We start from the raw sequence: 26,954 nt of genomic DNA, 5'->3' as shown, positions 1-26,954 counted from the left end.
TGATTAACGCTAAACCAAACATTAATCATTGCTGACAGTGTTGTTAATTATCATTTTACTTTACCCGAGATTACACATGCCATTTTCGAAGCTGGGATTAAGCGATCCAATAATCAGTGCACTTAGTTCTTTAGGTTATACCAAGCCGACTCCCATTCAATCTAAGGCTATACCTGTTGCTTTATCGGGTAAAAATATCATTGCCGCGGCGCAAACCGGCACCGGTAAAACAGCCAGCTTTGTACTGCCTATTATCGAACGCTTTAAAGCCCCCCATAAGGTACGTGGCAAACGCGTCAAAGCACTGGTATTAGCACCTACCCGTGAACTGGTGATTCAGGTTGAGCAAAACATCAAAAAATACAGCCAGAACTTATCAATAAATTCAATGGTCATGTATGGCGGCGTTGACAGTAATGCCCAAAAGCAAAAGCTCATTGAAGGCATTGATATCCTGGTGGCAACGCCTGGCCGTTTGCTGGATATGTATACTCAACGTGCCGTTAACTTTGACGAGCTTGAAGTGTTAGTGCTTGATGAAGCCGATAGAATGCTGGATATGGGCTTTATTGAAGACATTAACCGCATCATCGAATTGTTGCCTGATGAACGTCAAAACATGTTGTTTTCAGCCACTTTGTCTAACCAAGTTCGCGCTCTGGCTAAATCAGCTATGCGTAACCCAGTGCAAATTTCAGTGGTTGAAGATGCTGACGCAGCGCCAAAAATTGATCAATGGTTAGTTACCGTTGATAAAGAAAAGAAGTCAGCATTACTAAGCCAGTTAATTAAAGACAACGATTGGAAACAAGCGCTGATCTTTATCGAAACTAAACACGGTGCAGCAAAGCTGGTGACTCAATTAGAAAAGCGCGGCATTATTGCAGAGTCTTTTCATAGTGGTCGTAGCCAGCCGATACGTGAGCAATTACTTAAAGATTTTAAAGATGGAAAAATCACCTATCTTATTGCCACTGGTGTTGCTTCTCGTGGTATTGATATTGATGACTTACCTATCGTCATTAACTACGACTTACCATACCCTGCTGATGATTATGTGCATCGCATTGGTCGTACTGGCCGTGCTGGGGCGTCTGGTATTGCAGTGTCATTGGTGTCAAAAGATGACTTTAAAAATCTCTGCGCAATTGAGCGCCGTTTGGGTCACTTAATTGTCCGTAAAGAAGTTGAAGGCTTTACTACGCGTAAAGAAGTACCGATTTCAATCTTAGATTTTGTCCCTAAGAATGCCAAAGTGCCAAAAGCGAAAACTGATGACAAGCCAACGCTTTCTCGTGGCAAGTCAGATAAGCCAAAGAATAATCATTACGATAAAAATAAAGCCAAACGCTTTAACAAAGAAAGCGCAGCTAAAAGCCCATATAAAACTAGTGACCGCGGCGAGAATAGAAGCTCAGACTCTCGCAAGCCTAGTAAAAATAACACCAGCAGATCAGTGCCCAATGGCACTGGCGCTGTAAACCCTTGGGGTAAATAGGCTGATATTTTTATAGCCGCTAGGTTAAAAGCCACACTTGGTCAATATTGTTTAAAGCGCCGCTAATTTAATAGCGGCGCTTTTTTAATGCTGATTACCTCAGTATGAGTATCTGTAGTTAATGGTTAATGGTTAATGGTTAATGGTTAATGGTTAATGGTTAATTGTGAATGGTTATTTATCGCGAATAGTCACTCGCCACGGTGGATTTAATCGATTCTCTCCTGCCCAATACAGCTTTATCTTATTACCTGCAGGATCAAACAGCCTTGCTTCACGCCATAAATAGTCTTGATCTGTGGGCAAAGTTTCAAATTCGATGCCTTTTTTAATCAGCTGATTAACCCATTCATCTAGTTGCTCATGTTCAAAATAGATAACGGTTCGGTTATCACTCATATTCAATTGCAGCTCATCTAAGGTTAATGAAAAACTGGCCTCACCATCAGGACACATAAAACGAGCGTAATGGGCAGTATTAACGATTTGAGTAAAACCGAGAGTTAAATAAAACTCACAGGCTTTAGTCATATTATTAACCGTTAAGGTAACTTGATTAAGATGCATACTGACTCCGACTTAAGATAAATCTCCAACTAATACTGTTCGTTTTTACTGTTGCTTATACTATTTATAAGCGCCAATGAAACTTAAACATAACGATTTCGTTCACTGGGAATATCCGTTAAATACTGGACAAACTCTACCTCAATGCCATCAGGGTCAAGATAATAAACACTGTCAGAGTAAGTATCTTCACGGCCTTTAATCGCTATTTCAAAACCAGCTTGCTCCATTCTTGCCATTAAACTTTTAAGATCTGACACCACATAAGCAAAATGGGCTAAGCCTAAATCATAACCTTCATTGGGACGCATTTTTCCTTTACCGCCATCGTTAAGCGATAAGTAATTATATTCATCACCAAAGTGCAGCCATTTACGCTGCACCCCATGCCACTCACCTTCACCACCGCCGCGAACTTGCCAATGGGGAAAAGCTGCCCGATAAAACGCTAAGCTAGCGTCTAAATTTTGTACTACTAAATTTAAATGCTCTAATCGCATAATCATATTCCTTGTTTTAAAAAGCTGACATTACTTATTAATCATCACTTGATTGAATAGGGTTCGGCTTAGTTCAATAACCGCTGTGATTGCGTTTTCTGCTGACAAATCATGATTCTTAGCGCCACTTGGGGAGCGGCTTGGGTCATCTGAAGCATCATAAGCTTGCTCAGTGACCACTTCCTTAGAGGGTTTGATTACTGTGGTAACCGGAGTTGTTGTTCGATGACTGAATGTATTCACTTGTTCAGTTTTAAAAATTAAATACGTCATTTTGCCTCCTGCATTGCAACGATTTTTAAATCAACTTGTTGTAATATAGTGCCACTATAAAACCTCAACCTTGGTTGAGGTAAAGTATTATTTTTACTGTAATAGGAATATTTTGATGCTTGATGAAATGGATTTAACAGTCGGGCAAGTGGCCAAGCGTTGCGGCATAAAAGTCTCAAGCCTGCATTTTTATGAATCAAAAGGCTTGATCACCAGTTTGCGCAATCAAGGCAATCAGCGCCGCTATCGCCGAGATGTGATCAGGCGGATATCCGTGATAAAAGCCGCCCAAACCATGGGAATAAGCTTGCAGGATATCAAGCAGGCATTTAGCCACCTTCCCAATGAACGCACCCCAACCCCTGAAGACTGGGCGTTGCTATCGACCAAGTGGCAAAATCAGTTAACTAGAAAAATCAATTATTTGACTAATTTACGTGACTCTCTAGATGGCTGTATTGGTTGTGGATGTTTATCAATGAAAAACTGCCCCATATACAATCCTAATGATGAACTGGGTAACAATGATGCTGGTGCGGTCATTTTAGATAGAGCGCTTAAATAGGGGCTTGTGACTTTTACGAGCAGTGCTTTTATTGAAAGCGACGTTATCGCGAAGTGCTTTTGTTGAGAGTGACTTTAATGTGGGATCAATAATGTGGCGTCAATTTGTTGTGAGGGGCTTTATAAACAGTCATAAGGCAAAAAGCCCAACTAGGAAAATGAATCTAGTTGGGCAAAAATCAGGGAAGAGATGAAACTAGTGCCCTTTATTATTTACCTAAAGGGCGGTAACGCATTAACTTTCAATCGTATTACTGGTAGCGCTGCGCGCAGAATTGATTTGAATTTTACGTGCTTTTAACGCTTCAGGGATTTCTCTTACTAAATCAACATTTAATAAACCATTTTCTAATTCAGCACCAACAACCTTGACATGGTCTGCTAACTGGAAAGTGCGCTCAAATCCACGCTCTGCGATACCTTGATGTAAGTATTTACGTTCATCGTTTACTGCAGCCACTTTACTGCCTTTGATAAGTAACTTGTCACCTTCGCTAGTGATATCAAGTTCTTGCATACTAAATCCAGCAACCGCCATAGTGATACGGTAGCGATTTTCGCCAAGTAATTCGATGTTGTATGGAGGGTAACCGGTGTTACCATTTTGTACTGCGGCGTGTTCAGCCATTTTAGCTAAACGATCAAAACCAATCGCACTACGATAAAGAGGAGTTAAATCTGGAGTTAAATTAAATTTACGCATTGTCATATCCTTGTCTAAAGCAATATGTGAAAAATAAAATGCCATTATTGGCTGTTTGTCATTACCCTTGCGGCGTAATGCTAGTTAGTACCTCTATTGAGCGTGCCTAACTTACAACTAGATATGAGAACGATATTTTATTTTTCAAGTAAATTAGCAAAAATAATTTTTCCTTCAGCCAATTAATTTAAATATAACCATTAATAATCAATATCTTAAAAAGATAAAAATTTTCAAATAAAAAGACAACCAAGTGGTTGCCTTTAGGTTTAAATGCTAACAGAAGCTAACATTAACTCATGGATACTAATAAATACTGCAGCCTAATGAACTTTTAGATTGGGTAAATTTCACTTCATTTTTCGGATTATAATCCTCAATTTGAATATTTTTCTCTTTCTTAACGTATTCATAAAGCTCAATGGCATCTACATAACCCGCTTCAAGAATATTAATCTTAGGGTAATTGTCACCACCTGCTGCGCTAAAACTTGGAATAGAGAACTGATAGGTTGCCGATATATCAAAAGGCTGACCATTAATACTATGAATTTCAACGTCTTGATCACGACATTTTACAGTCATATCAATACCGTAAAATTGCGCATAAGCACCGCTAGTTCGGGTATTGGTAGCCACTTTTGATAAATAGCTAATTAATTTGTCACCTGACATTTCTGCTAAACCAATAGTATTTGAAAATGGTTGCACCGTGAGCACATCACGATAAGCAATATTTCCTGCCGGAATAGAGGCTCTGACGCCACCAGAGTTCATGATACCAAAGTCAGCGCGCACTTTATTACTGTGTACTTTCGCAATTAACCTACCTAAATTGGTTTGCTGGGCACGCACCACCTTGCGATCGCCTTGTAATAGCCCATCTACTTTACCTATGATCACATCAAGCTCTGCGCTGCCTTTTTGCTGATAAGGTAATAACGCCGCTTCAACCTCAGGGTTACGCTCAACATGCTCACCTACTGGCCAAGCAAGCTTTTTACCAAAAGCCATTCGCTTTAAGTTAATTGGAATTAATCGGTAGTCCACTAAATACAATTTACCGTTAATGTATTCAAAATCAGCGCGGCCAACAAAGCGTCCCCACTCATGGGCTTGCATAATCCAAGTGTCATTTTGTTTGTCTGGACGACAAGAGTCACCCGCGGTGAAGGTTTTATCATATTCACTGTTGCGACCAGCCATACACACTGGATTTTGCGAGTGCCCGCCGATAATGGCGTCTAACTGCCCTTCCTCTAACGCTCTAGCCATCGTGACATCACCAGGGGCATTACTGCCAAAATCTGCATCCTGATAATGGCCCATATGGGTAGCTGCAAACACTAAGTCTACAGTTTCATTGGCTTTTATTTGCGGTAACAACTGCTTCATTTCCGCGATAGGATCGGTAAAAATCAACGATTCTGTATGCAATGGATTAGTTAGCTTTGGTGTGTCGTTAGTGGTCAACCCCACTACAGCAATGTCAATATCACCCACTTTGAACACTTTATAAGGTTCAAAATAACGTTGATTAGATTCTTTATCATAGATATTGGCAGCCAACATTGGAAATGTCGCTAACTCTGCTTGCTCTGCCAATACTGACAATGGGTTATCAAATTCATGATTGCCCACCGCCATGGCATCATAACCAATCATATTCATGCCAATAAAATCGGGGATGGCGTTTTGTAAGTCGGATTCTGGTACACCCGTATTGATGTCGCCACCTGATAACACTAAGGTATGCCCACCATTTGCGGCGACCTCTTTACGAATACCATCAATGACAGTAAACCGCGCTGCCATGCCATACTCACCCGCTTTGTTATGCCAAAAACGACCATGATTATCATTGGTATGCACCACAGTAAATTTAGTGCAATTATTATCTTCGCAGTCAGGTTTTCGATCACACGCAGTTAAACTGGTTAATACACCGATGACGACCAGTAGACTCGGAATTTTTCTTATCATTATGTTATCCGTAAACCTTCAATTTAATACAAGTTGCCTGCAATTTGTTTGCAACTAGTTTCACTACATAAAACGAGCTGTATTTTAACAAAAGTTTACTAAATATTGTGATTTATTTTTAAGTTATCACTTTAAATAACAATGATTTAGTTTTTATTAATACACGCAGATTGTCCAATATAATAAAAAGGGATTTAGACAAATGATTGAGCTGTTCGAATATAAAAAAGGCTCAGCGCCATAACAGCGCTAAGCCTCTTGTTTTTTATAGCATTTAACTATCACAAGTTAATAGTGACATTGTACTTAATTTGAAACAGCCACACTAAAGTGCCAGTTATGCTTTCCCGAGTTTATCGGTTAGCCATTGACCAATGTGGGACAACTGCGCAGGTATAACACTATGTGCCATAGGGTAAGTAAGCCACTTGCTCGAATAGCCTGCTTTAATTAAGGCATCATGGGCCATTTTTCCAGCAAATAATGGCACCACTTCATCTTGCTCACCATGGTTTTGTAATATCGGCGTATCACTGTTAGCTTCGCTTAAGCCCTCAGGTAAAGCCTCTCCTGCGGGTAAATAACATGACAATGCCATAATGCCTGCAAGTTTTTGCTCAAACCTCAACCCAGTAAATAAACTCATGACGCCACCTTGGCTAAAACCTGCCAGCACAATGTTTTGAGCGCTAATACCCGATTCAATTTGTTCATTGATCAGCGCTTTTACTGCGATTTCAGAGGTTAACACCCCATTGATATCGGCTCGATCATGTAAATCCATGCTTTTAATATCATACCAAGATCGCATGATATAGCCGCCATTTATGGTCACCGCTTGTTCTGGTGCATGGGGAAAAACAAATCGAATACTATGACCACTTGGTAAACCTAAAACAGGCACGACGGGCGCAAACCCGGCCCCCGAGTCTCCTAAGCCATGTAACCAAATGACACATGACTTCGCAGGTGTAGCTGGTTCAACTGTTATACGTTCTAGTAGGGTTGTCACCGACGACATAATTAAATCCTTTATGATGAATTGCGGCTATCTTATACCAATCCATAAGCACCGTTAAGCTTGAAACAAAAAAGGTAGCCGTAGCTACCTTTTTCAATTTACACCGTTTTTAACTTACTCATTAGTTAATCAAAAGAAATTATTGAGCACAACTTTTCACTAACGCGCCATTACGGTAGAAATTTAATTGACCTTCTACAGGTGCATAATCGGCAGCTGATAATACAGGGTTTGCCACAAAGTACTCACGAAAAACTGCTGCATCAGTTAATTGGGTATCTATGTAGTTTTTATGTTGATTAATAACTGGATAATCGTCACCACCAGCAGCACTGAAATGGATTAACGAGAAGGTATAATCATCTTCTAAATCGAAACTACGGCCACCAAGAGAAGCAATATCGACGGTTTCAGCATCACAATTCACATCCATAGCTACATGGTTAAATTGTGGGAAACCACCGCCGGTTTTAACTGCCACAGCCGCTAAATAGTCTTCAACTTCCGCACCCGTCATCGTGACATAAGATACGAAATTACCAAATGGTTGTACAGTTAACACATCACGGTATGAAATATCACCTTCAGCGATGGAAGCACGGACACCTCCTGAGTTCATTACACCAAAATCTGCGGTGACATTGAAGTTATTGCTAACAAATTCAGAATAAGCTGTAGTGAGCAGGTTACCTAGGTTTGTTTGCTCAACACGTACGACTTCACGGTCGCCTTCAAACTTACCATCAGTATAGGAAATCACCACATCTAACAATTCTTGACCGCGCTGTTGATATGGCAATAAGGTGTCATATACTATTTGGTCTTTTTCAATTTCTTCAGTAATGAATACTAACTCGCCACTTTCATCTTCTTGCTTTAAGTTAATTGGGATGAGTGAGTATTCTGCCAGCGTTAGCTCTCCATCCATGTATTCAAAATCAGCACGTCCAACGTACTTGCCCCATTCATGGGCTTGCATGATATAAGTCCCATTTTGCTGATCAGGTTTACAGTCATCACCTGGAGCAAAGTCGGCGTACTCATCCCCTTCCATACACACAGGGTTTTGTGAATGACCACCTATAATCGCGTGCAGTTGACCTTGCTCAACAGAGCGAGCTAGCATCACATCACCAGCGGCTTCTGTACCATGATTACCGTCAGCATAATGACCCATATGGGTTACAGCAAACACCATATCAACGTCTTCATTGGCTTCGATTTCAGCAAGAACAATAGGCAGCTCGTCTTGAGGATTGGTAAATGTCAGTCTGTCGACATTTTCTGGATTAACAATTTTGGGGGTATCAACAGTGGTAAAACCGATAATCGCAATTTTTACGCCATTAATATCAAACACTCGGTAGGGTTCAAAATAGCGCGCGTCTGCATTTTTGTCATAGATGTTAGCTGCAAGCATTGGAAAATTAGCCAATGTTGACTGCATATCAAGGGTGCTTAGAGGATTGTCAAACTCATGGTTACCCACTGCCATAGCGTCATAACCTAATAGGTTCATCCCCATGAAGTCAGGAATGGCTTGCTGCATGTCTGACTCAGGTACACCAGTGTTAATATCACCACCCGATAAAAGAATGGTTTCACCGCCAGCACGCTCTACTTCATGTCGAATTTGATCAATCACAGTTTTACGCGCAGCCATACCATATTCGCCATTGCTGTTTTCCCAAAAACGGCCATGATTATCATTGGTATGAATAACAGTAAAGCTAGTACATGCATCACCAGCAGCTTCACAAGCTGTTAGGTTTTTATCATCGTCATTACTACAACCTGACAATGTCGCGAGTACAGCAGAGGCCACTAAGCATTTGCACAAGATGTTTTTCATGATCTAACCCTTAATCAATTTAATTTTTATAATGTACGAGCTATCCAGCCCATTGCTGAATGCTAGCAAACATTGCATAAATCTCATGTCAGTTTGATTACAAAAAACCACAATTTACCCAGCCACAACAACAAGATACATCTTGGCAAACATTAAAATCAAAAACAAAACACTCGCACAAAAAAAACAAAACAAGTCAGACATTTCAAGCTGTAACAACACAAATTGTATCTGGTTGATATTTGAACCCATATAGCCATATTTTTCTATTGATGTGAGTTTTTTGTTAAAAGCACCGCAATTAAAGCAACCAATACTCGCTATTCCAATTCAATATTTTCAGTAACAGTAAATACATTTAGGCTCAAGCAGCTTCGAATTAATCGAACGTTATAGCCCATTTAATCCGCTTTTTTTGCTAAAATTTATCACTTAAACTCAGTCATAGAAGTTGAAATTATCAGGTGGCAATGATGGGGTTATTACAAAATGGACACTGGGTCGATCAATGGTACCCAACGAAGGAAAATGGCGGCAATTTTCACCGAGAAGATGCACAATTTAGGCATTGGATAACACCAGACGGCAGTGCAGAAGTAAGTGGTGATGCAGGCTTTAAAGCTGAAGCTGGACGTTACCATTTATACGTTTCATTGGCTTGTCCTTGGGCTCATAGAACCTTAATTTTTCTACAACTTAAACAGTTAACCCAAATGATTGATGTCACTGTGGTTGAGCCGCACATGCTCAGTAACGGCTGGGAGTTTGCAGGATCTAATCAGTCGGCAGCTGCTAATGCCATTGAAGGCGCTAATACCGATCCTTTGTTTAATAAAGATTACCTGTATCAAATTTACCAAATGGCCAAAGCTGATTATAACGGTCGTGTCACTGTGCCCGTATTATGGGATAAACACACTAATACCATAGTCAGTAATGAATCATCTGACATTATTCGTATGTTTAATCGGGCGTTTAATCATCTTACGGCTAACCATGACGACTATTATCCAGCAGCACTACGTCAAGATATTGATGAACTGAATGCCATGATTTACGACAACATTAATAATGGTGTATATCGCAGTGGTTTTGCTACTACTCAACAAGCATATGAAGCAGCAATAACGCCACTGTTTGCCAGCTTAGCGCAATTAGAACAACGCTTAGCAACAAAACGCTACTTAATGGGAGATGTGATAACTGAAGCAGATTGGCGTTTATTTACCACTTTAATTCGCTTTGATTGTGTTTATGTAGGCCACTTTAAAACCAATATTAGAACCATTGAGTCCTACCCTTGCCTTTCTGGTTACCTCAGGGACTTATACCAACAGCCTGGCATTGCTGACACGGTAAACTTTGAGCACATCAAGCAGCATTACTACTTTAGCCACCAACAAATTAATCCAACCCAAATCGTGCCAGTTGGCCCAGAGATTGACTATAGCAGTCCCCATAACCGAGATTCACTAGCCTAGGTGTTCCTGTAGTGAAGCTTGTCGCAGCCGAATCAGATTATTCGGCTGCAATGCCCATTATTTCGATGGCTTCATAAAATTGCTGGGCATTATCCAATTTTAAACTCCAGCGCACAGCGCCAGCATCTGCGATTAACATTAAACTGTCACTAAGACATTTCATGTCATCGACCATTGCGGTCAAGACGATGTTATTGGTATTTAATCGACACTGGATTTCAAATGGCGTTACCACTAATTTACCTTGGGAAAATTCAATTATCATTCGGATGCTTCTTTTATTTCAAACAAAAATCCCAAGTATATTAACTACACTTGGGATTACATTTGGGGTAATGCAGCAATAAATTAGTGCTGATGACCACCCTCACCGTGTGAATGACCGTGGGCAATTTCTTCATCAGTTGCATCACGAAAATCAACCACTTCGATATCAAAGGTTAACTCACGACCGGCTAATGGGTGGTTAGTATCGATGGTCGCCATGAATTTACCCATTTTAACGATAGTCACTTGGCGTTGGCCTTCTTCAGTATTGACAATAGCAGACATGCCCACTTTCCATACTTTAGCGCCTTGTAGGTGTTTTACTGAAACACGTTGCTCAGCACCTTCCATACGCTCACCATAGGTCTCAGCAGCTGGTAATGTAACGGTGAACTTTTCACCCGCATCTTTGCCAGCAATGGCATTTTCTACACCTGGCATCATGTTGTCATGGCCATGTAAATAGGCGATTGGAGAACCACCTTCGTTACTTTCAATCACTTCACCTTGTTCGTCACGAAGGGTGTAGTTGAATCGAACTACCATATTGTCTTGAGCGCTCATCGAATGTCCTTAGTTTACTTCGATATCAATAGTTTCCGCAGCTTAACAAATACCCGATTAAGCTGCCAGTAAAAGCCGAGATAATCGATTGCTATGCTTTTAGCTTATGCTTTTAGCTTATTCTTTAAGCTTATGAACTGAGTTTAAGCACTAAGCCTGCGAACTGGCAGAGAATAAACTCTCAGCGATGCAATCATTATTTTTTAATTGAAGCTACGGATTATAAACTGATCTTAATACCTAACGCGGCGAAGGTTTTTTGATCGGGAAAGCCATCAGCAATCAAGTTTTTACTGCGCTGAAATGCCTGCACTCCTGCAATCGAGTTTCGCCCGAGTACACCATCTGGCTTACCAACATCAAAACCCAGTTCATTTAATTTTGCTTGCATAAGCTTAATGTCGCTGCGATTAAATAGACCATGATCCGGCGCGCTTACTCTCAGCGGCGCTGCACCATTCACCCTATCGGCTAAATGGCCCACGGCAATGGCGTAAAATTCAGAGCGATTCCAGCGCATAATGACATCAAAGTTATCGTAACCTAAGAATGCTGGCCCGGTATGACCAGACGGGACATACAATGAGGCTTCCATCTCTGGAGTCGTCAACGGTGTGCCATTGGCTTGCTTGAGGTTTAATGCAGCCCAATCGGTTAACGGTTTAGGGTGCTTGCGGCCAAGGTATTGGTAATCATAATTTTCAGGCAATAATACTTCTCTGCCCCAGCGTTCATTCGCTTTCCAGCCCAGTTGCTGCAAAAAGTTTGCCGCAGACGTTAGGGCATCGGCAGTGCTATTCCACAAATCGACTTTACCGTCACCATCACCATCAACGGCATATTTAGCGTAATTGGTTGGCATAAATTGAGTATGCCCCATCGCGCCAGCCCAAGAGCCTACCATAGTCGCATCATCAAATTGATACTTTTCTTTAAGCTTTAAAGCTTGCATTAATTCATTGGTAAAATAGCTACTACGACGAGGATCGCAGGCTAATGTCGCTAACGAATTTAACACTGACATTTTGCCCTTATAGCCACCAAAGTTGGTTTCCAGCCCCCAAAAAGCAATGATATATTGGCCTGGTACCCCATACTCAAGGGTAAGCTTATTTAATAATTCTCGATGCTCGGCTAATAAACGCCGCCCCTCTTTAACACGCCAATCAGTCACACGCTTATTGAAGTAATTACCAAAGGTGGTGCTAAACTCTGGCTGCTGATTATCAAGCTCAATCACTCTAGGAATGTACTTTAGATTAGCGACACTGGTATTTATCGTTTGCTCGGATAAGCCTTCACTGCGGGCTGTAACTTTAAGCTTATCCACACACTGGGAAAAATCATCGGACGCTGCAATTGCTTGAAGACTAACAAAGCAGCTAGAAACCACTACAGCCGATTTTAGTAACGCCGGAAATTTGAAACTCACCATAAAAAGAATACTTCGACTAATCAATGAATAGCCACATCCTGACTTATCAAGCAAAAGGAAACAAGATCAAAAACCGCTAAAACTGTGATAATTTGTATTTGTTTATTTCATTTTGCGATAGAAGATTAATAGTGTTTTGTATTGTTTAGCGTTAACGTATAATGCATCAGTTAATTGAAATTTCTAAGAGACTAATCATGATTGAACTAACCCCTGCAGTTGTAAGCTTTATTGAAAATGTGAAAAAGCATCAAGTCCTTTGGGGCTTAGCGGATGAGACTGGTGAAGGTTGGGTTGTCTGTGACTCTTCTGAATTTGAACAAACTGATGTGATGCCTTTATGGTCAACACAAGCTGCGGCGGCAAGCCATTGTACTGAAGAGTGGGCAGACTATGTCGCTGTTGAGATCAGTGTGAATGACTTTTTAGAATTTTGGGTTGGCGATTTAAATGAAGACGGTGTATTAATCGGTCTTGATTGGGTTGCAAACGAAGAATGTTTAGAAGTAGATCCAATTGAATTAGCTAAAGAGCTAGTTGATATTGAAGCCGAATAATTACATTCTTGGCTAAATTAAGCTGCTGCAGTTCGTTACGAACTAAAGCAGCTTTTTTATAAGAAAAATTTACTTGCCAGTTATAACTTAAAGGCCTGTTTTGAATCATTTACCTCCCCTAATTGATATCCCTTTCGATCTTCGCCATCAATGCTGGTTTTGCGCCGAGCCTAGTAACGATGTGTTCAGTTATTATGCTAAAGCATCAACCCCGCACCCTTCATTAACACTGCCAGCATGCAGTGAGTGTGCAAGGTTAGCTAAAAAGAATTTACTGACTTCTATTTGGGATTGCAGAGACGCAGTAAAAGATGACTTAATGCAGATTTATCATAAAGATCTCGCCATTGGCATTAATTGGACCGAAGAAGAGTTGGCTGAGTCAGGTTTTGATTGTCGAATATTATCTGGCTTTAAAGAAAGTGCATGGATGATGTACAACATTGCCAAAGGCCGCATTAATGCAAAAGGTTGGCCCTTGGTGCTCAATGGCATTGATATTGAACAAGGTTATAGCGCGGTATTTGAATTTGATGGTTTACAGTTTAATAGCCTAAATAAGGCAATTAATCACTATTGTGACACCTTAGCGCTCAACAAATCGCTGTTATGTGAAATACTCAATATTGTCGGCAAAGACAAGTTTTCTTATGCGGTAAGGTTATGTCGAATGAACATTGGCATTACCAAAGAGCATCAAAAGCTGCTTATCGAACAGGTTCAAGAAGAGTTTACTTAAATTTGAGCGACTAAAACAGAAAGCCACAACAGAGCGAGCGCTAACAACCGCATCGCTCTGAAGATACACTTAGTCAAGGATCATCTTTAAGCGCTGCTGCACCGCATCAACCAATAAGTCTGGCTGGAATTTAGAAATAAACTTGTCACAGCCCACTTTTTCAACCATAGCATTATTAAAGCTGCCACTTAACGAGGTATTAAGGGTGATATACAGTGACGCCATGCGCTCATCGGCGCGCACTTCAGCTGTGAGTTTATAGCCGTCCATTTCAGGCATTTCTGCATCGGTAATCATCATCAATAACTCATCGGCAACGCTTTTACCTTCTGCTGCCCAACCTTTAAGCATATTCAATGCTTGCAAACCATCAGAGGCCTCTATGATTTTAATCCCCAGTTGACTGAGGGTGTCGCGTACTTGTTTTCTAGCCGTGGCGGAGTCATCAACAATTAATACTTTTCGGCCCGGCATGTGCGCCACTAATTGTTGATCAAGTACGCCTTCTGATAAGGTAATGTCGTAATCAATGATCTCAGCTAGCACCTTTTCGACATCAATAATAGAGACCAATCTTTGTACATCATTATCTTGCAGTTTAGTGATAGCCGTTAAATAGTTATTAGCCCCAGCAGACTTTGGCGGCGGCATAATATCGCCCCAGGTCATATTGACAATATGCTCTACCTTGCCAACTAAAAAGCCCTGCACACTGCGGTTATACTCAGTAATAATCAAATTACAGTCATCTGAGACTGGCATAGGGCTAAAGCCAATAGCACCGCGCAAATTAATCACTGGAATAGACATACCACGAATGTTGGCAACACCACTAATGTTTGAGTTACTGCCAGGTAATGCGCTTAAAGGCGGAAGCTTAACGACCTCTTTGACTTTGAACACGTTAATAGCAAATAATTGGGTGGCACTAATTTTGAACAACAGTAACTCTAAACGGTTCTCACCGACTAATTTAGTACGTTGATCGACTGAATCCAGCATTTTTTTCATTATTATTTCTCGTTAACTCGACCTTGGTTCTACTAGCCATTAAAAAATTTTTAGCGGATACAACAGCGACATTGACTAAATAAGGTTGGCTGTAAAACATCATTTAGAACAGATATTAACCTAATAAATTTTAATATAGATCTTATCGGCAGCATCGTACGTAACATGAGTAATTAGTGCAAATTCAACTCAAGATAAAACTATAGGGATCACAACAAATGACATCGACCAAGGTTTATAACAACATAAAAAGCATCGCCTTGTGTGCCTTGCTAGTTAGCGGAACAAGCGCTTGCACTATGCTCGATAAAAAAGTGACTGTGGTTGAAAACTTTAAACTCAACAATTACCTCGGTAGCTGGTATGAAATCGCCAGACTTGACCATTCATTTGAAAGAGGCCTTTCAAAAGTCACAGCCAACTATTCTGTTGATGACGATAAAGTTGTGGTCATCAATCGAGGTTATTCAGACGAAAAAGCACGTTGGAGTGAAGCAGAGGGTAAAGCCTACTTCATTGAAACGGACAATATTGGCCGTTTAAAAGTCTCTTTTTTTGGGCCGTTTTATGGTGCCTATCAAATCCATGATTTGATGGAAGATAAAAACGGAAACTATATAAGTTCGTTAGTGATAGGTCCAAACAATGATTATGCGTGGATTTTATCGCGCACACCTAACATCTCTGCCGAGCATAAACTCAGATTCACAGAAAAAATGACCGCATTAGGCATTGATACTCAGCAATTAATTTGGGTAAAACAATAGTGATCATTACCCTCAATATCACCGTATAAACTATTGAAAACATGAATACTACATTCATCATTAAGTTAGTAATAAAGGTGCTGTTATGAAATTGCCTCTGTTCCCATTATCCATTTGCTTGTTACCTCAAGGCTTCACGCAATTGCGCATTTTTGAACCAAGATATAAACGTTTAGTGACTGAATCACTTAAATCAGGTGAAGGTTTTGGCTTATGCATGCTAACCAGTGACAACCAACTCATGCCTTTAGGAACTTGGGTTCATATTATCGATTTTGAAACGCTAGACGATGGACTATTAGGTATTAGTATCGAAGGTAAACAGCGGTTTAAAATCAATCAGTTCGATACTGAAGCTGATGGTTTAAAAAGAGGTGATGTCAGTTTAATCCCCGATTGGCCGCAAACAGATATAAAGCCCAAACAACATTTTTTAAAGAAAACCTTACAAGAGATTTTACAGCAGTACCCACAACAATTATCTCACTATAAAGATGACGACTTTAATAATTTGTCATGGGTCTGTCAGCGCTGGTTAGAGATAATGCCCATTAGCCCAGAGGAAAAGTACCAGTGCATTAATAGTCATAATCACGAAATGACCCAAGCCTTGATCACCAGCATTATTAAGTAATCTTAACGCATTCAAAATCAGGTGGTTAGCGACTTTAACTCAAAGCAAACCACTCAAATTTTTAACTCTTAGTAATAAATGATAAAAAAGTTGCACATTTTTAAGCCTTTTTTGAACCATCTTTCATCCTTTTGCGTATCAACAAGTAACTTTCGGATTTAGTCAGCTTTTAACCTGCTATATAAAACAGATTAATGCAATATATGTGACTAAAGCTCTCTTAACACTGACGATGCGAGTGAAAATAAATGCAAAATTTTCAATCACAAACGGTTCAAAGTCGTTATGATAAAGGTATGTTATCTAAAAATACAAAAGCAATAGATACTGCCATGAAATCAACCGATAAAAATGATGACGAAGCCCAGATGCTTGCAGGCTTAATGCTACGTGTTGCAAATCATAGAGATAAAGCTGCTTTTGCTAAACTGTTTGCTCATTTTTCGCCCAAAATACGTTCTTTTGGGATCCAACGTTTGAGCCAACAAGGCTTAGCCATGGACTTAGTTCAAGAAACCATGACCCGAGTATGGACTAAAGCCCATCTTTATAATGTTGATAAAGCTGCAGTAAGCACTTGGGTGTTCACAGTCATGCGTAATCAGTGCTTTGACATGTTGCGTAAAGTGCAACATAACCGTGAAGATGCGTTTGGTGACGATATTTGGTCTCTATTCGATTCTGATGGCAGCGATGAAACTGAAAATGACTTCAAATTGTCTGCCACCTTGCTTAAACACGTTGAGTCACTACCGCCGCTGCAAAAACAGGTGGTGCAAGGCATTTACATGCAAGAGCTCACTCAGCAAGAACTGGCAGATAAATTGAAAGTGCCCATTGGCACGGTTAAATCAAGACTCAGATTAGGATTAGAGAAGTTAAAAGGCTTCATGGAGAAACATTATGATTAATTATCACCCCGATGAGCAATTACTGTCTCTCCATGCCAAAGGAGAACTGCCTTTGTCTCTATCATTGGCCGTGTCAGCCCATTGTGAACTGTGTCGTCATTGCGCCGATAAAATTGAGCAACTAACTTTGGTTGCTGCTGAAAACAGCTTAAATGCGCAACCCACAGCATCACTAGATTCAAGCATAAATGAAGCTATGGATGCAGAGCTTGAAGCCATGCTTAACACTATGATGCAAATGGATGATGCCGTTGATGTATCGCCAAAGCAAACCAAGGTCGCAGTCAAGGTCAAAGGTCAGCAATACAATTTACCGGCTGCATTTCGCCAGCAAGTAGAAAACCATTGGCAAGGTATAGGTAAAGTCAGTCGGTTAAGACTCGACACCGGCGAGAAACAAGCAAGAGCGAGTTTACTGCATATTGATAAAAACGGCGAAATCCCACAGCACACCCATAAAGGCCAAGAGTTGACCTTGTTGTTAGCAGGCGAATTCAGCGATGAATACAACACCTACAGCGCAGGTGACTTTATGTTACTTAATAGTGACCATGAGCACAGCCCTAAAACAGTTGAGGGGTGTTTATGTTATACCGTTGTTGATGCGCCTTTATATTTTACTAAAGGGATCAGTAAGCTACTCAACCCAATAGGCGAACTGATTTATTAATCAACGGCTTAACACTGACTCTGATTTTAAAGATAAAAGAGTGCTTTAATGACACAAAGCACTCTTTTTTTGCGGTTTTTATAACAGTTATGCTTATCGTCGACTTAGCTAGATTATTTACCCTAACTGAGGATAAGTCGCCACAAAGTACAGTGTGTTGCTGCTTTTGTTGGATAAATATTCAAATAAAGGGCGATTAAGTTCACCTTTTATCCATTAATTGTCCTGAATTGTAAAAAATGTATTGCTATATAAAAAATATATGACTAATATCCTCTGTGTATTTAAGTTTTCTTGTAATTATTTGTTTACCCTTCTGTTAGTCACTCACTACATGCAGTAAACCCACACTACAAGTCATTTGCTAAGTTGTTCTCTGTCATTTGTTTGTCATATGCCTATGTTCAACTAACTACAGCAAGTAAATTGGCGATTAAAAATAGAATTGATCAAACCAGCCTACTTGTAAGTGTAATAAGCACAGTGAACTTAAGCACATAAATCTAAACTTACGCAACACAACTGCTTAAGGATAAATATTGTTATTACTTACTCACCAAAAAGGTGAAAATTAAAAAGGAGTGTGGCACATGTCATACAACATAAATGGTCATGAAATTACAGTTAATTTCCCTGTTAATTCAATATCATCAAATAAAAACTCAATAGCTTTTACCGATAGCCAAGGTAAAACTAAAACAACTTTTTCTAAGCGCACTGAAGCGTTAACATTTATGAAATGGTTACTTACGGCTAACAAGTAAGACTTTTAACGCTTGCGTTATTCATTTGCTCAGTTACTCAATAGACATCGCTTCTCGGTATTTCCTCTCACACCTTACCGGACGTTTATTAGAACTGAGCAACATGAAGTTACCCTCACCCAAGAGCACTTTTCAAATCCTTCTCTAAGCAACTCTCCAACGTCATAGTTCAAATCAATTTTCAATATTGTCTCTAATGAATGCTTATCTAGCCTAGATATAAACCCGCTATCATCCTTGCTGTTGATATTTCCTTTTGTAGCGCGCTAACATGCTTGGATTACCCAGCAAGCCCCCTTGATGTAAATACATCACAGGAACAGCAGCACCTTTGTTTAAGTCATCGCCGCTTAGGTTTGCAGTATTTAGATAATGCTCCAGCATGATGAAACCAACTGGGTCATACAACAATTCAAATTCAATACCTTGCTTATTGACGTGTTGCCACATGTCATAACACTGACGGTTCAACTTACCAAAATGATACTTTTTACCATTAGAGATGATCCTTGGATGATAGTCAGTATTATCGGTTAATTGATAAAACTGCTTAGTGAGATATTCATCACCGCCAACACAGCTGCAGGTTAATACCGTTACACTGGGCAGCGAGAGGTCTGAGCTGCTGGCTGTTTTACTGAATTCGACAAAAAAACGTTGTAAGTAAAGTGCCGTGGTACCTGTACCTGAAGGAAGAAATAGCTCTAACTTTTTCATATTATTTTGTTTAAGCCATTCAATAATCTCTCGCCCTAGTTGATCAAGCCCTAGCTGAGCATATTCACAACGCCCGCCTTCGGGAACAAACACCGTACTCTTAACGACAAGCTGTTTGTTCGATTCATACGGCGCTTGAATATCTTGTTGTACATAAGTCTCTAGGTTCAGCTCAATACCCGCTGGCTTTTCAATGATGTTGGCGCCGTTGTCTAAGGCCGCTTTATAGTTTCCTTGGGGGTTTTGCTTAAGATAGCCAGCTATATGGTCAACATAATAATCAAGTTGCCAGCCGCGCATTTTGGCTAAGGCAGCTAAAGAGTGCAGCGAATTTGCTTGCGCTGAGCCATAGCCAACCAGTTTTTTTACTAGAGGGAAATCTTGCTCGAGAAAATATTGAAATTTTCGTGCTTTGTTACCACTGAAATCCGGGTGGAGTAAATCATCGCGTTTTACAAATATCGCCTGCTCTGCAAATCGAATGGTTTGTACTGGTGTGGTGGCAAACATGTTTATCTCAACATCAATGAGTAGAGTTATTATTTTAACTAAAAAATGTTGTTTTTAACTAACCTATTTATGCTGAGAGTTTAAGAGACAATATACCTTATAGAATTATCGTTTAAATTCAGCAAGATAAAAAATATATATAATGTGGCACAGATTTCGCTTCAATAGTGCATAGTTCGACTAACAAACTGTACAAAGCACGATTAAAAATAGTAAGTTATTACAACAAGTAAGGGATTTTAGATGTCAGTATTAAGATTAGTTTTTAATATCGCTTGGTTCATCATGGGCGGCTTTATAATGGGCTTAGCTTGGTGGCTAGCTGGGCTCTTATGTTTTATTAGTATTATCGGTATCCCCTTTGGCCGAGCCTGTTTCGTCATTGGTGAAATGGCATTTTGGCCATTCGGCCAAGAAAATGTAAATCGTAAACACCTATCAGGCACAGAAGACTTTGGTACCGGTCCATTAGGGATGATAGGTAATGTAATCTGGTTTTTATTTTTCGGTATTTGGTTGGCCATCGGTCACCTCACCCATGCTCTAGCTTGTTTTATCACTATCATTGGTATTCCGTTTGCTATACAACATGTGAAGCTGGCTTTATTGAGCCTCACGCCGATTGGACAAACCATAGTGGCAAAAGAAAGCTATTAATCTAAACCAATTTTAATTGCTGTTACTATTGAATGTTAAAAAAGGAGCGCTAATTTTTTAGCACTCCTTTTTTATGTTTAAGGCATTTATAAAGCATTTATAAAGCATTTATAAGGCAACGATATAGTTGAACTCTTCTTCTGTCACTGGTTGAACACTCAACCTAGCGCCTTTACTTACTAATACCATGTCAGCAAGTTTTGGATCTGCTTTTAACTGCGCCAAGGTAATAATGCGGGTTAACTTTTGATTAAAACGAATATCTACTGCAACCCATCTCGGTTTTTGTTTATCTGACTTAGGGTCAAAATAAGCACTTTGACTATCAAAAGCACTTAAATCGTTATAAGCATCTGACGTCACTTCAGCAATCCCCACAACAGCGGGAACTTTACAGCTGGAATGGTAAAACAGCACTAAATCCCCTGTTTTTACCTCATCCCGTAAAAAGTTTCGCGCCTGATAATTACGTATCCCTTGCCAGGGTTCTGACTGTGGTAAACATGCTGCTAAATCGTCAATGCTGAACTCATCAGGTTCCGATTTCATTAACCAATACTTCATTTAAATCCTTAACAGTAAAACGATAATACTTATGCAATCCATAACTAACCAATGGCCGAATGACTAATTTTTTGATCATTAGTTGATTGATTAAAAGTTGCAAATTCTTCTGAAATTAACTCAGTAAATAATCGACCCGCCCGCCCAAGTGGCCTTTCTAGGGTAGATACTAACTGCGGGGTAAATCTAAATCTATGGCCACCAACAAAATCTACTATGGCTAAATTCTTGCCCGTAAGCTCATCATTAATAAGAAACTCCGGCATCCAGCCAAAACCTAGCCCTTTTAGTAAGGCATTTTTCTTCATAATAAAGCCTGATAAGTAAAACACTTTGTCGCCGCCAAACTGTAACTCGTCTCGGTGTAGTTTTTGCGGCGATGAGTCTTCAATGGTTAATTCTACATGTTGCTGCAGATCAGTCAGGGTAACACCGGATAACTCAGCAAGAGGATGCTGCGATGAGCAAACCAATAAACTGGTCACTGGTGGCAGTTGTTGGGCAGAAAAATAAGGCCCTGCAAGGTAATCCTTAACCAGCATTAAATCGGCTTTATCTCGCTCAAAACGATGTTGAACGCCGCCTAAAAATTCCATGTTAAGTTGTATCTTGGTAGGAATATTATGCTCAGACATGCGCTTTAACGCTGTCATGATAGGCTCCATTGGCAGCGCGCCGTCAATCACCAATTCAAGCTTTGGCTCCCAACCTTCGCTAAAACGACTGGCTAAATGTTCAATATTGGCTAAATGTTGCAGTAACCGTTGGCCTTCAGCCAAAATCACTTTGCCTTCTGGGGTTAATTCAGCCCGATATTGAGACCGATTAAATAAAGTCACCCCTAGGTGTTGCTCGAGTTTTTTTACTTGATAACTTACTGCTGATTGCGCTTTGTGTAGCCGCTCAGAGGCTTTAGCAAAACTTCCTTCTTCAACAAGTACTTGTAGCACATTAAATGCTTCTACATCGATTTTCATTTAAGCCTCCATGTCCCTATTCTGCCTTTAAGTGTTCTGCAGTCGTGACACTTATGTAAACTTTTATTAACCATCTAAAAATTAGATTAAGTTAAGTGGTTTATTATTCTTTTTTTTGTCCATCCTAGCAACTAAATTGTTAACTAGATCACAAATAGTTTATTAACGCTGCGCTAGAAAAACATTAACAAAGCAGATTAATGAAGCTCAATAACGACAACCAAACGAATAAGAGTTGAGGAGTTACGATGCCGGTTTATGTTCAACAAGGACAAATACCTTCTAAACGCCATATCGCTTTTAAAAAAGACTCTGGCGAGCTTTACCGTGAAGAACTGTTTTCTACTCACGGCTTTGCCAATATTTACTCCAATAAATATCACCATAATATGCCGACTAAGGCATTAGCGGTGGCTCCCTATGCTCTTGAGCACGGCGACGAGTGGCAAGACTCGTTAATCCAAAACTACAAACTCGATTCGCGCCAAGCTGATTGCAGCGGCAACTTTTTCAGTGCCCGTAACAAGATTTTTTATAACAGTGATGTGGCCATGTACACCGCCAAAGTCACTGAAGATACGGCTGAGTTTTACCGTAATGCCTATGCTGATGAAGTGGTCTTTGTCCACCAAGGTGAAGGAACGCTGTTAAGTGAATATGGTCAACTTCAAGTTAAGCAATGGGATTACTTAATCATTCCGAGAGGCACGACTTACCAGCTCAAGTTTAATGATTACAGTAATGTACGCTTATTCGTTATTGAATCAAACTCAATGGTTGAAGTACCCAAACATTTTAGAAATGACTATGGACAAATGCTGGAGTCAGCGCCATATTGTGAACGTGATATTCGCACCCCTGAACTTACTGATGCTACCGTTGAAAAAGGTGAGTTTCCTTTAGTCAGCAAGTTTGGCGATAAGTATCAACTCACCACCTTAGAGTGGCATCCATTTGATTTAGTGGGCTGGGATGGCTGCGTCTATCCTTGGGCATTTAATATCACCGAATATGCACCTAAAGTAGGAAAAATTCATTTACCGCCTTCTGACCATATCGTGTTTACGGCTAACAATTTTGTGATATGTAACTTTGTACCGCGTCCCTATGACTTCCACCCAGAATCAATTCCAGCGCCTTATTACCACAACAACATCGATAGCGACGAAGTGCTGTATTACGTTGACGGTGACTTTATGAGCCGCACAGGTATTGAAGCTGGTTACATGACCTTGCATCAAAAAGGCGTGCCACATGGGCCACAACCTGGGCGCACCGAAGCCTCTATCGGCAAAACCGAAACTTACGAATATGCCGTAATGGTTGATACCTTTGCGCCACTTAATTTAACCACCCATGTCAAAAACTGCATGAGTGATGATTACAACCGCTCTTGGATTGAAGATTAATCACCAACAGCATCCCTATTACACATCACCACAGAGTGATGAAAAATAAAGATAATTATTAAGGAAAACACCATGGCTAGCGAAACAAACCCACTTGGACTACTAGGTATTGAATTTACTGAATTTGCCAGTCCTGATACTGATTTTATGCATCAAGTGTTTGTCGACTTTGGTTTTTCAATGCTTAAACAAGCTAAACATAGCGATATCGTTTACTACCAACAAAACGATATCAACTTCTTATTGAACAAATCTAAGCAAGGCTTCTCAGCTGAATTTGCTAAGTCTCATGGCCCCGCTATTTGTTCTATGGGCTGGCGTGTTGAAGATGCACAATTTGCTTACACTGAAGCTGTAGCGCGCGGCGCAAAACCGGCTGATGATACGGCTAAAGATATGCCTTACCCTGCTATTTACGGTATTGGTGATAGCTTAATTTACTTCATCGATGTATTTGGCACTGACAATAATATTTATGCTAATGATTTTGAAGATTTAGTTGAACCTATCATTGTTGAAGAAAAAGGCTTTATGGAAGTCGATCACCTGACCAACAATGTTTATAAAGGCACCATGGAAAAATGGGCCAACTTTTATAAAGATATTTTTGGTTTCACTGAAGTGCGTTATTTTGATATTAGTGGTTCACAAACTGCGCTTGTATCTTACGCCCTGCGTTCACCTGATGGCAGCTTCTGTATTCCGATTAATGAAGGTAAAGGCAATGACAAGAACCAAATTGATGAATACCTAGGTGAATATAATGGCCCTGGTGTGCAGCATTTAGCCTTTAGAAGCCGTGATATTGTTGGCTCTTTAGATGCTATGGAAGGCACAGCGATTAAAACACTGGATATTATTCCTGAGTATTACGACACTATTTTTGAGAAACTGCCACAAGTCACTGAAGATAGAGATCGCATCAAGCATCACCAAATATTAGTTGATGGGGATGACGATGGTTACCTATTACAAATTTTCACCAAAAACCTGTTTGGGCCAATCTTCATTGAAATTATTCAGCGTAAGAACAACCTAGGCTTTGGTGAAGGTAACTTTAAAGCGTTATTTGAATCAATAGAGCGCGATCAAATGAAACGTGGTGTGCTTTAAGCCCGACTCACCAATTATAAATATTTATAACAAAGCCAGCTTAACTGCTGGCTTTTTCATATCTGAATTTTACTGGAATGCTAAAACGGCGCTTCACACACAATATCAATCATTTCATCGGTCACAGGATGTCGAAAGCAAAGCTGCTGTGCATGTAATAATAGTCGTGGGCCAAAGACTTCTTCAGCGAGTACTTGAGAATGCGCATTTTTATATAAGTCACAACCCAAAATAGGATGTTCAATATAGTGACTATGTAGTCTTAACTGATGTGTTCTACCGGTAATAGGTACAAATTTCACTTTGGTTATTGGTATCGCTTCTTGTAAATTAATTGACTCTATCTCTAACCGCTCTATCACTTCAAATTGGCTCTGTGATGGTTTGCCCTTTTCATGGCAAATTTTCATAAACGGAAAATTATCCACGTCTTTGGCAATAGGGGCGTCAATATAGCCAACTTCTTTATCTTGTTGCTGCTCTCCAAAAACATGACCGAACAAAATTGCACTGTAGTGTTTACTGATGCTTTTTTCTTGAAACTGCTTGGTCAGTAAGCCATTAATGGTTTTATTTAATGCCACCAGCATAATGCCTGAAGTGCCAAAATCGAGTCGATGAACTAATGTCGCAGTGGGAAAATCTTGAACCAGACGATAATGTACAGAATCTTTATTAAGTGGATTTTTACCAGAAAGACTCAGTAAACCGCTAGGCTTATTTATCAGTAATAAATGCTCATCTTGATACAAAATAGTGATGTGTTCTGAACACGGCGGTGCAATAAATTCAGACATGCTGGCCTTTTTTTGGGGGGGGCAAGGGTTAAGTTTGAAGTTTATGATAGATACAAGCGTTACACTAAATGCTGATGTAAAAATAACAACTTAACGCTAATCGTTTAAATAATATCGACAAAAAAAACCGCTCAACTGAACGGTATTGAATCTGTAAACAGGCTTACATGTCCACATCGACAATATAGTGGCCTTGCAGCCAATTACGTCCAATAAGCAATTTATAGGTCATTTTACTGCGATCACGTAAATTAACATCAACTTTGAACTCTTGGCCAGGTTCACCTAGCGTCAAGGTCACCATATAACGGATTTCACTGCCTTGTGCATTACGGATTAAGGAAGTGCTATGAATTCGAGCTGTGACCTGTGCTTTTTCACCCTTCTCGTTCATGGTGGTAAAAGTGACATCTTTACCGACATTGTTCTCCATGTTGCTTTTGTCTTCACCAATAATATGCAGGTTAGTAGCGTGTAATGAATTCTCAACGGCGCCGGTATCAATGCGGGTATCAAATATTAACCCTGACTCTACAATGCTAATGTCTGCAGTAGGGCCAATTAGTTTTTGCTCTGAAACATCAACCACATATTTACCTTTTAACCAATTGCGACCTATGAGTAATTTATAATCCATGGAGGCACGATTACGAAGATTAACCTTTACCGTACGGGTGCTGTCACCGAATGTTATAGGTAACTTAACCGCGTAGCGGGTTTCAGTGCCTTGGGAGTTACTGACGGTCGAAGTACCAACAATTTTGGCACTAACTTGCTGCTGCTGACCTTTTTCGTTTTCTGTGGTAAACGAAACGGTTTTACCAACATTATCCTTCATTTTCTTTGCACTGCCGCCTAACACCTTTATATTAAGTGCATGCAATGAAGAGTTTACCGCTCCAGTATCCATACGAGCCTCAAATACAATGCCGCCTTGGCTCACTGACATCATTTCAGTTTGCCCCAACACTTGTTTTTCAGCCGCCACTGATGAAAAAGACATACAAATGAATAGCATTGCACCAACAAGAGATTTAAACATGCAGGTTCCTAATAATGAATATAAATAATTAAAATAATGACGTTAAAAATAGGTTTATCTGAGAAGTTGCTCGATTTCTTTATCGAATAAGTTCTTAATAAGCCCTGAGAACTCAGTGATAAAAATACTCTGCTCCGCCGTAGCATTATGCTTAGCGACACTGGCGAGAATTTCTTCAAGATCATAAACAATGGCATCAATTTCTCGAATGATGTCATTTCTTTGTTCAAATGAAAGCTTGGGGTTTTGACCACATACCATGATGATTTGGGCTGATAACTGATCTTCAAATAATTCTAAAACCGTTTGATTGTTAATGCTGCTGGCTTCAGACTTTTCAAATAGGCCTAAATGTTCAGTTAAATATTGAATTAGATGAATATAACCGTCTTTATCTGTGACCATTA

30 protein-coding genes are annotated in these 26,954 nt (G+C 40.0%); 13 read left to right on the top strand and 17 right to left on the bottom strand.

Annotation, left to right across the window (positions count from 1 at the left end):
• Nucleotides 1-76: 76 nt before the first annotated feature.
• Nucleotides 77-1,498, top strand: a complete 1,422-nt coding sequence (locus BCU94_RS09515; RefSeq protein WP_102476243.1) for a DEAD/DEAH box helicase — start codon at nt 77-79, stop codon at nt 1,496-1,498.
• 174 nt (nt 1,499-1,672) lie between these two features.
• Here BCU94_RS09515 and BCU94_RS09510 read toward each other — a convergent pair whose 3' ends face one another.
• The 3 genes from BCU94_RS09510 to BCU94_RS09500 form a co-directional block, all read right to left on the bottom strand.
• Entirely contained in the window at nt 1,673-2,065 is a 393-nt protein-coding gene (locus BCU94_RS09510; RefSeq protein ID WP_102476242.1) for a VOC family protein, read from the bottom strand.
• Nucleotides 2,066-2,148: 83 nt separating this feature from the next.
• Nucleotides 2,149-2,568 carry a VOC family protein gene (locus BCU94_RS09505; protein WP_102438333.1) on the bottom strand — a complete coding sequence of 140 codons (420 nt, stop codon included), beginning with the start codon at nt 2,566-2,568 and terminating at the stop codon, nt 2,149-2,151.
• A gap of 27 nt (nt 2,569-2,595) precedes the next feature.
• On the bottom strand, nt 2,596-2,838 hold the full coding sequence (locus tag BCU94_RS09500; RefSeq protein WP_102476241.1) for a hypothetical protein: 243 nt from the start codon (nt 2,836-2,838) through the stop codon (nt 2,596-2,598).
• A 115-nt stretch (nt 2,839-2,953) separates the two neighbouring features.
• On the opposite strand from BCU94_RS09500, the gene soxR reads away from it, so the two are divergent.
• Nucleotides 2,954-3,403, top strand: a complete 450-nt coding sequence (gene soxR, locus BCU94_RS09495) for a redox-sensitive transcriptional activator SoxR (protein WP_102438202.1) — start codon at nt 2,954-2,956, stop codon at nt 3,401-3,403.
• A 234-nt stretch (nt 3,404-3,637) separates the two neighbouring features.
• On the opposite strand, the gene BCU94_RS09490 is transcribed toward soxR, so the two are convergent.
• From BCU94_RS09490 to ushA (BCU94_RS09475), 4 genes are all read right to left on the bottom strand, one after another.
• On the bottom strand, nt 3,638-4,105 hold the full coding sequence (locus BCU94_RS09490) for an Hsp20 family protein (protein WP_102438204.1): 468 nt from the start codon (nt 4,103-4,105) through the stop codon (nt 3,638-3,640).
• 306 nt (nt 4,106-4,411) lie between these two features.
• Entirely contained in the window at nt 4,412-6,088 is a 1,677-nt protein-coding gene (gene ushA, locus BCU94_RS09485) for a bifunctional UDP-sugar hydrolase/5'-nucleotidase UshA (protein WP_102476240.1), read from the bottom strand.
• A gap of 337 nt (nt 6,089-6,425) precedes the next feature.
• Nucleotides 6,426-7,100 (bottom strand): carboxylesterase, encoded by a 675-nt coding sequence (locus tag BCU94_RS09480; protein WP_102476269.1) that lies wholly within the window; start codon nt 7,098-7,100, stop codon nt 6,426-6,428.
• A 148-nt stretch (nt 7,101-7,248) separates the two neighbouring features.
• Nucleotides 7,249-8,961 (bottom strand): bifunctional UDP-sugar hydrolase/5'-nucleotidase UshA, encoded by a 1,713-nt coding sequence (ushA, locus tag BCU94_RS09475; RefSeq protein WP_102476239.1) that lies wholly within the window; start codon nt 8,959-8,961, stop codon nt 7,249-7,251.
• 473 nt (nt 8,962-9,434) lie between these two features.
• On the opposite strand from ushA (BCU94_RS09475), the gene BCU94_RS09470 reads away from it, so the two are divergent.
• Nucleotides 9,435-10,442: a glutathione S-transferase family protein gene (locus BCU94_RS09470; RefSeq protein WP_102476238.1), complete on the top strand. Its 1,008-nt coding sequence runs from the start codon at nt 9,435-9,437 to the stop codon at nt 10,440-10,442.
• A gap of 37 nt (nt 10,443-10,479) precedes the next feature.
• Here the strand turns inward: BCU94_RS09470 and BCU94_RS09465 are convergent, their stop codons facing one another.
• The 3 genes from BCU94_RS09465 to BCU94_RS09455 form a co-directional block, all read right to left on the bottom strand.
• Nucleotides 10,480-10,707 carry a DUF3389 family protein gene (locus BCU94_RS09465; protein ID WP_102438220.1) on the bottom strand — a complete coding sequence of 76 codons (228 nt, stop codon included), beginning with the start codon at nt 10,705-10,707 and terminating at the stop codon, nt 10,480-10,482.
• Between the two features lie 83 nt (nt 10,708-10,790).
• Nucleotides 10,791-11,273, bottom strand: a complete 483-nt coding sequence (locus BCU94_RS09460) for a peptidylprolyl isomerase (RefSeq protein WP_102476237.1) — start codon at nt 11,271-11,273, stop codon at nt 10,791-10,793.
• Between the two features lie 220 nt (nt 11,274-11,493).
• Complete coding sequence (locus tag BCU94_RS09455) at nt 11,494-12,708, bottom strand: lytic murein transglycosylase (RefSeq protein ID WP_102438224.1); 1,215 nt, start codon at nt 12,706-12,708, stop codon at nt 11,494-11,496.
• A 197-nt stretch (nt 12,709-12,905) separates the two neighbouring features.
• Between BCU94_RS09455 and BCU94_RS09450 the strand changes: the two genes are divergently transcribed.
• On the top strand, nt 12,906-13,265 hold the full coding sequence (locus BCU94_RS09450) for a DUF2750 domain-containing protein (protein ID WP_076537554.1): 360 nt from the start codon (nt 12,906-12,908) through the stop codon (nt 13,263-13,265).
• A 100-nt stretch (nt 13,266-13,365) separates the two neighbouring features.
• Nucleotides 13,366-14,004 (top strand): hypothetical protein, encoded by a 639-nt coding sequence (locus tag BCU94_RS09445; RefSeq protein ID WP_102476236.1) that lies wholly within the window; start codon nt 13,366-13,368, stop codon nt 14,002-14,004.
• Between the two features lie 69 nt (nt 14,005-14,073).
• Here BCU94_RS09445 and BCU94_RS09440 read toward each other — a convergent pair whose 3' ends face one another.
• The gene (locus BCU94_RS09440; RefSeq protein ID WP_102476235.1) at nt 14,074-15,015 is read right to left on the bottom strand and encodes a chemotaxis protein CheV; all 942 of its coding nucleotides are present in this window, start codon (nt 15,013-15,015) and stop codon (nt 14,074-14,076) included.
• Nucleotides 15,016-15,233: 218 nt separating this feature from the next.
• On the opposite strand from BCU94_RS09440, the gene BCU94_RS09435 reads away from it, so the two are divergent.
• The 5 genes from BCU94_RS09435 (at nt 15,234) to BCU94_RS09415 (ending at nt 18,761) form a co-directional block, all read left to right on the top strand.
• Complete coding sequence (locus BCU94_RS09435) at nt 15,234-15,782, top strand: lipocalin family protein (protein WP_198590872.1); 549 nt, start codon at nt 15,234-15,236, stop codon at nt 15,780-15,782.
• Nucleotides 15,783-15,867: 85 nt separating this feature from the next.
• The gene (locus BCU94_RS09430) at nt 15,868-16,416 is read left to right on the top strand and encodes an LON peptidase substrate-binding domain-containing protein (RefSeq protein ID WP_102438229.1); all 549 of its coding nucleotides are present in this window, start codon (nt 15,868-15,870) and stop codon (nt 16,414-16,416) included.
• Nucleotides 16,417-16,664: 248 nt separating this feature from the next.
• Nucleotides 16,665-17,327 (top strand): sigma-70 family RNA polymerase sigma factor, encoded by a 663-nt coding sequence (locus tag BCU94_RS09425; RefSeq protein ID WP_102476234.1) that lies wholly within the window; start codon nt 16,665-16,667, stop codon nt 17,325-17,327.
• Entirely contained in the window at nt 17,320-17,997 is a 678-nt protein-coding gene (locus BCU94_RS09420; protein ID WP_102476233.1) for a ChrR family anti-sigma-E factor, read from the top strand. Before BCU94_RS09425 ends, BCU94_RS09420 begins: the two co-directional genes overlap by 8 nt.
• 590 nt (nt 17,998-18,587) lie before the next feature.
• Nucleotides 18,588-18,761 (top strand): hypothetical protein, encoded by a 174-nt coding sequence (locus BCU94_RS09415; protein WP_102438235.1) that lies wholly within the window; start codon nt 18,588-18,590, stop codon nt 18,759-18,761.
• A gap of 231 nt (nt 18,762-18,992) precedes the next feature.
• Here BCU94_RS09415 and BCU94_RS09410 read toward each other — a convergent pair whose 3' ends face one another.
• The gene (locus tag BCU94_RS09410; RefSeq protein WP_102476232.1) at nt 18,993-19,988 is read right to left on the bottom strand and encodes a 1-aminocyclopropane-1-carboxylate deaminase; all 996 of its coding nucleotides are present in this window, start codon (nt 19,986-19,988) and stop codon (nt 18,993-18,995) included.
• Nucleotides 19,989-20,231: 243 nt separating this feature from the next.
• On the opposite strand from BCU94_RS09410, the gene BCU94_RS09405 reads away from it, so the two are divergent.
• Entirely contained in the window at nt 20,232-20,645 is a 414-nt protein-coding gene (locus tag BCU94_RS09405) for a YccF domain-containing protein (protein ID WP_076537536.1), read from the top strand.
• A 108-nt stretch (nt 20,646-20,753) separates the two neighbouring features.
• On the opposite strand, the gene BCU94_RS09400 is transcribed toward BCU94_RS09405, so the two are convergent.
• Complete coding sequence (locus tag BCU94_RS09400; RefSeq protein WP_102438239.1) at nt 20,754-21,209, bottom strand: EVE domain-containing protein; 456 nt, start codon at nt 21,207-21,209, stop codon at nt 20,754-20,756.
• A 44-nt stretch (nt 21,210-21,253) separates the two neighbouring features.
• Nucleotides 21,254-22,186, bottom strand: coding sequence for a LysR family transcriptional regulator (locus BCU94_RS09395; RefSeq protein ID WP_102476231.1), 933 nt, complete (start codon nt 22,184-22,186; stop codon nt 21,254-21,256).
• Nucleotides 22,187-22,434: 248 nt separating this feature from the next.
• Here BCU94_RS09395 and BCU94_RS09390 point away from each other — a divergent pair, with 248 nt between their 5' ends.
• A complete protein-coding gene (locus BCU94_RS09390; RefSeq protein ID WP_102476230.1) occupies nt 22,435-23,595 on the top strand; it encodes a homogentisate 1,2-dioxygenase in 1,161 nt (386 codons plus the stop codon).
• A 72-nt stretch (nt 23,596-23,667) separates the two neighbouring features.
• Nucleotides 23,668-24,708 (top strand): 4-hydroxyphenylpyruvate dioxygenase, encoded by a 1,041-nt coding sequence (gene hppD / locus BCU94_RS09385; RefSeq protein ID WP_102476229.1) that lies wholly within the window; start codon nt 23,668-23,670, stop codon nt 24,706-24,708.
• Nucleotides 24,709-24,788: 80 nt separating this feature from the next.
• Here hppD and BCU94_RS09380 read toward each other — a convergent pair whose 3' ends face one another.
• From BCU94_RS09380 to BCU94_RS09370, 3 genes are all read right to left on the bottom strand, one after another.
• Nucleotides 24,789-25,505 carry a pseudouridine synthase gene (locus BCU94_RS09380; protein ID WP_102476228.1) on the bottom strand — a complete coding sequence of 239 codons (717 nt, stop codon included), beginning with the start codon at nt 25,503-25,505 and terminating at the stop codon, nt 24,789-24,791.
• A 163-nt stretch (nt 25,506-25,668) separates the two neighbouring features.
• On the bottom strand, nt 25,669-26,547 hold the full coding sequence (locus BCU94_RS09375) for a RimK/LysX family protein (RefSeq protein WP_102438249.1): 879 nt from the start codon (nt 26,545-26,547) through the stop codon (nt 25,669-25,671).
• A gap of 54 nt (nt 26,548-26,601) precedes the next feature.
• Nucleotides 26,602-26,952 (bottom strand): DUF3802 family protein, encoded by a 351-nt coding sequence (locus BCU94_RS09370; protein ID WP_102438251.1) that lies wholly within the window; start codon nt 26,950-26,952, stop codon nt 26,602-26,604.
• Between the last annotated feature and the right edge of the window lie 2 nt (nt 26,953-26,954).

This window comes from Shewanella sp. 10N.286.52.C2, assembly GCF_002874545.1.
GTDB lineage: Bacteria > Pseudomonadota > Gammaproteobacteria > Enterobacterales > Shewanellaceae > Shewanella.
Note: the sequence above shows the minus strand (reverse complement) of the source record. Positions and strands in the feature narration are given on the sequence as shown.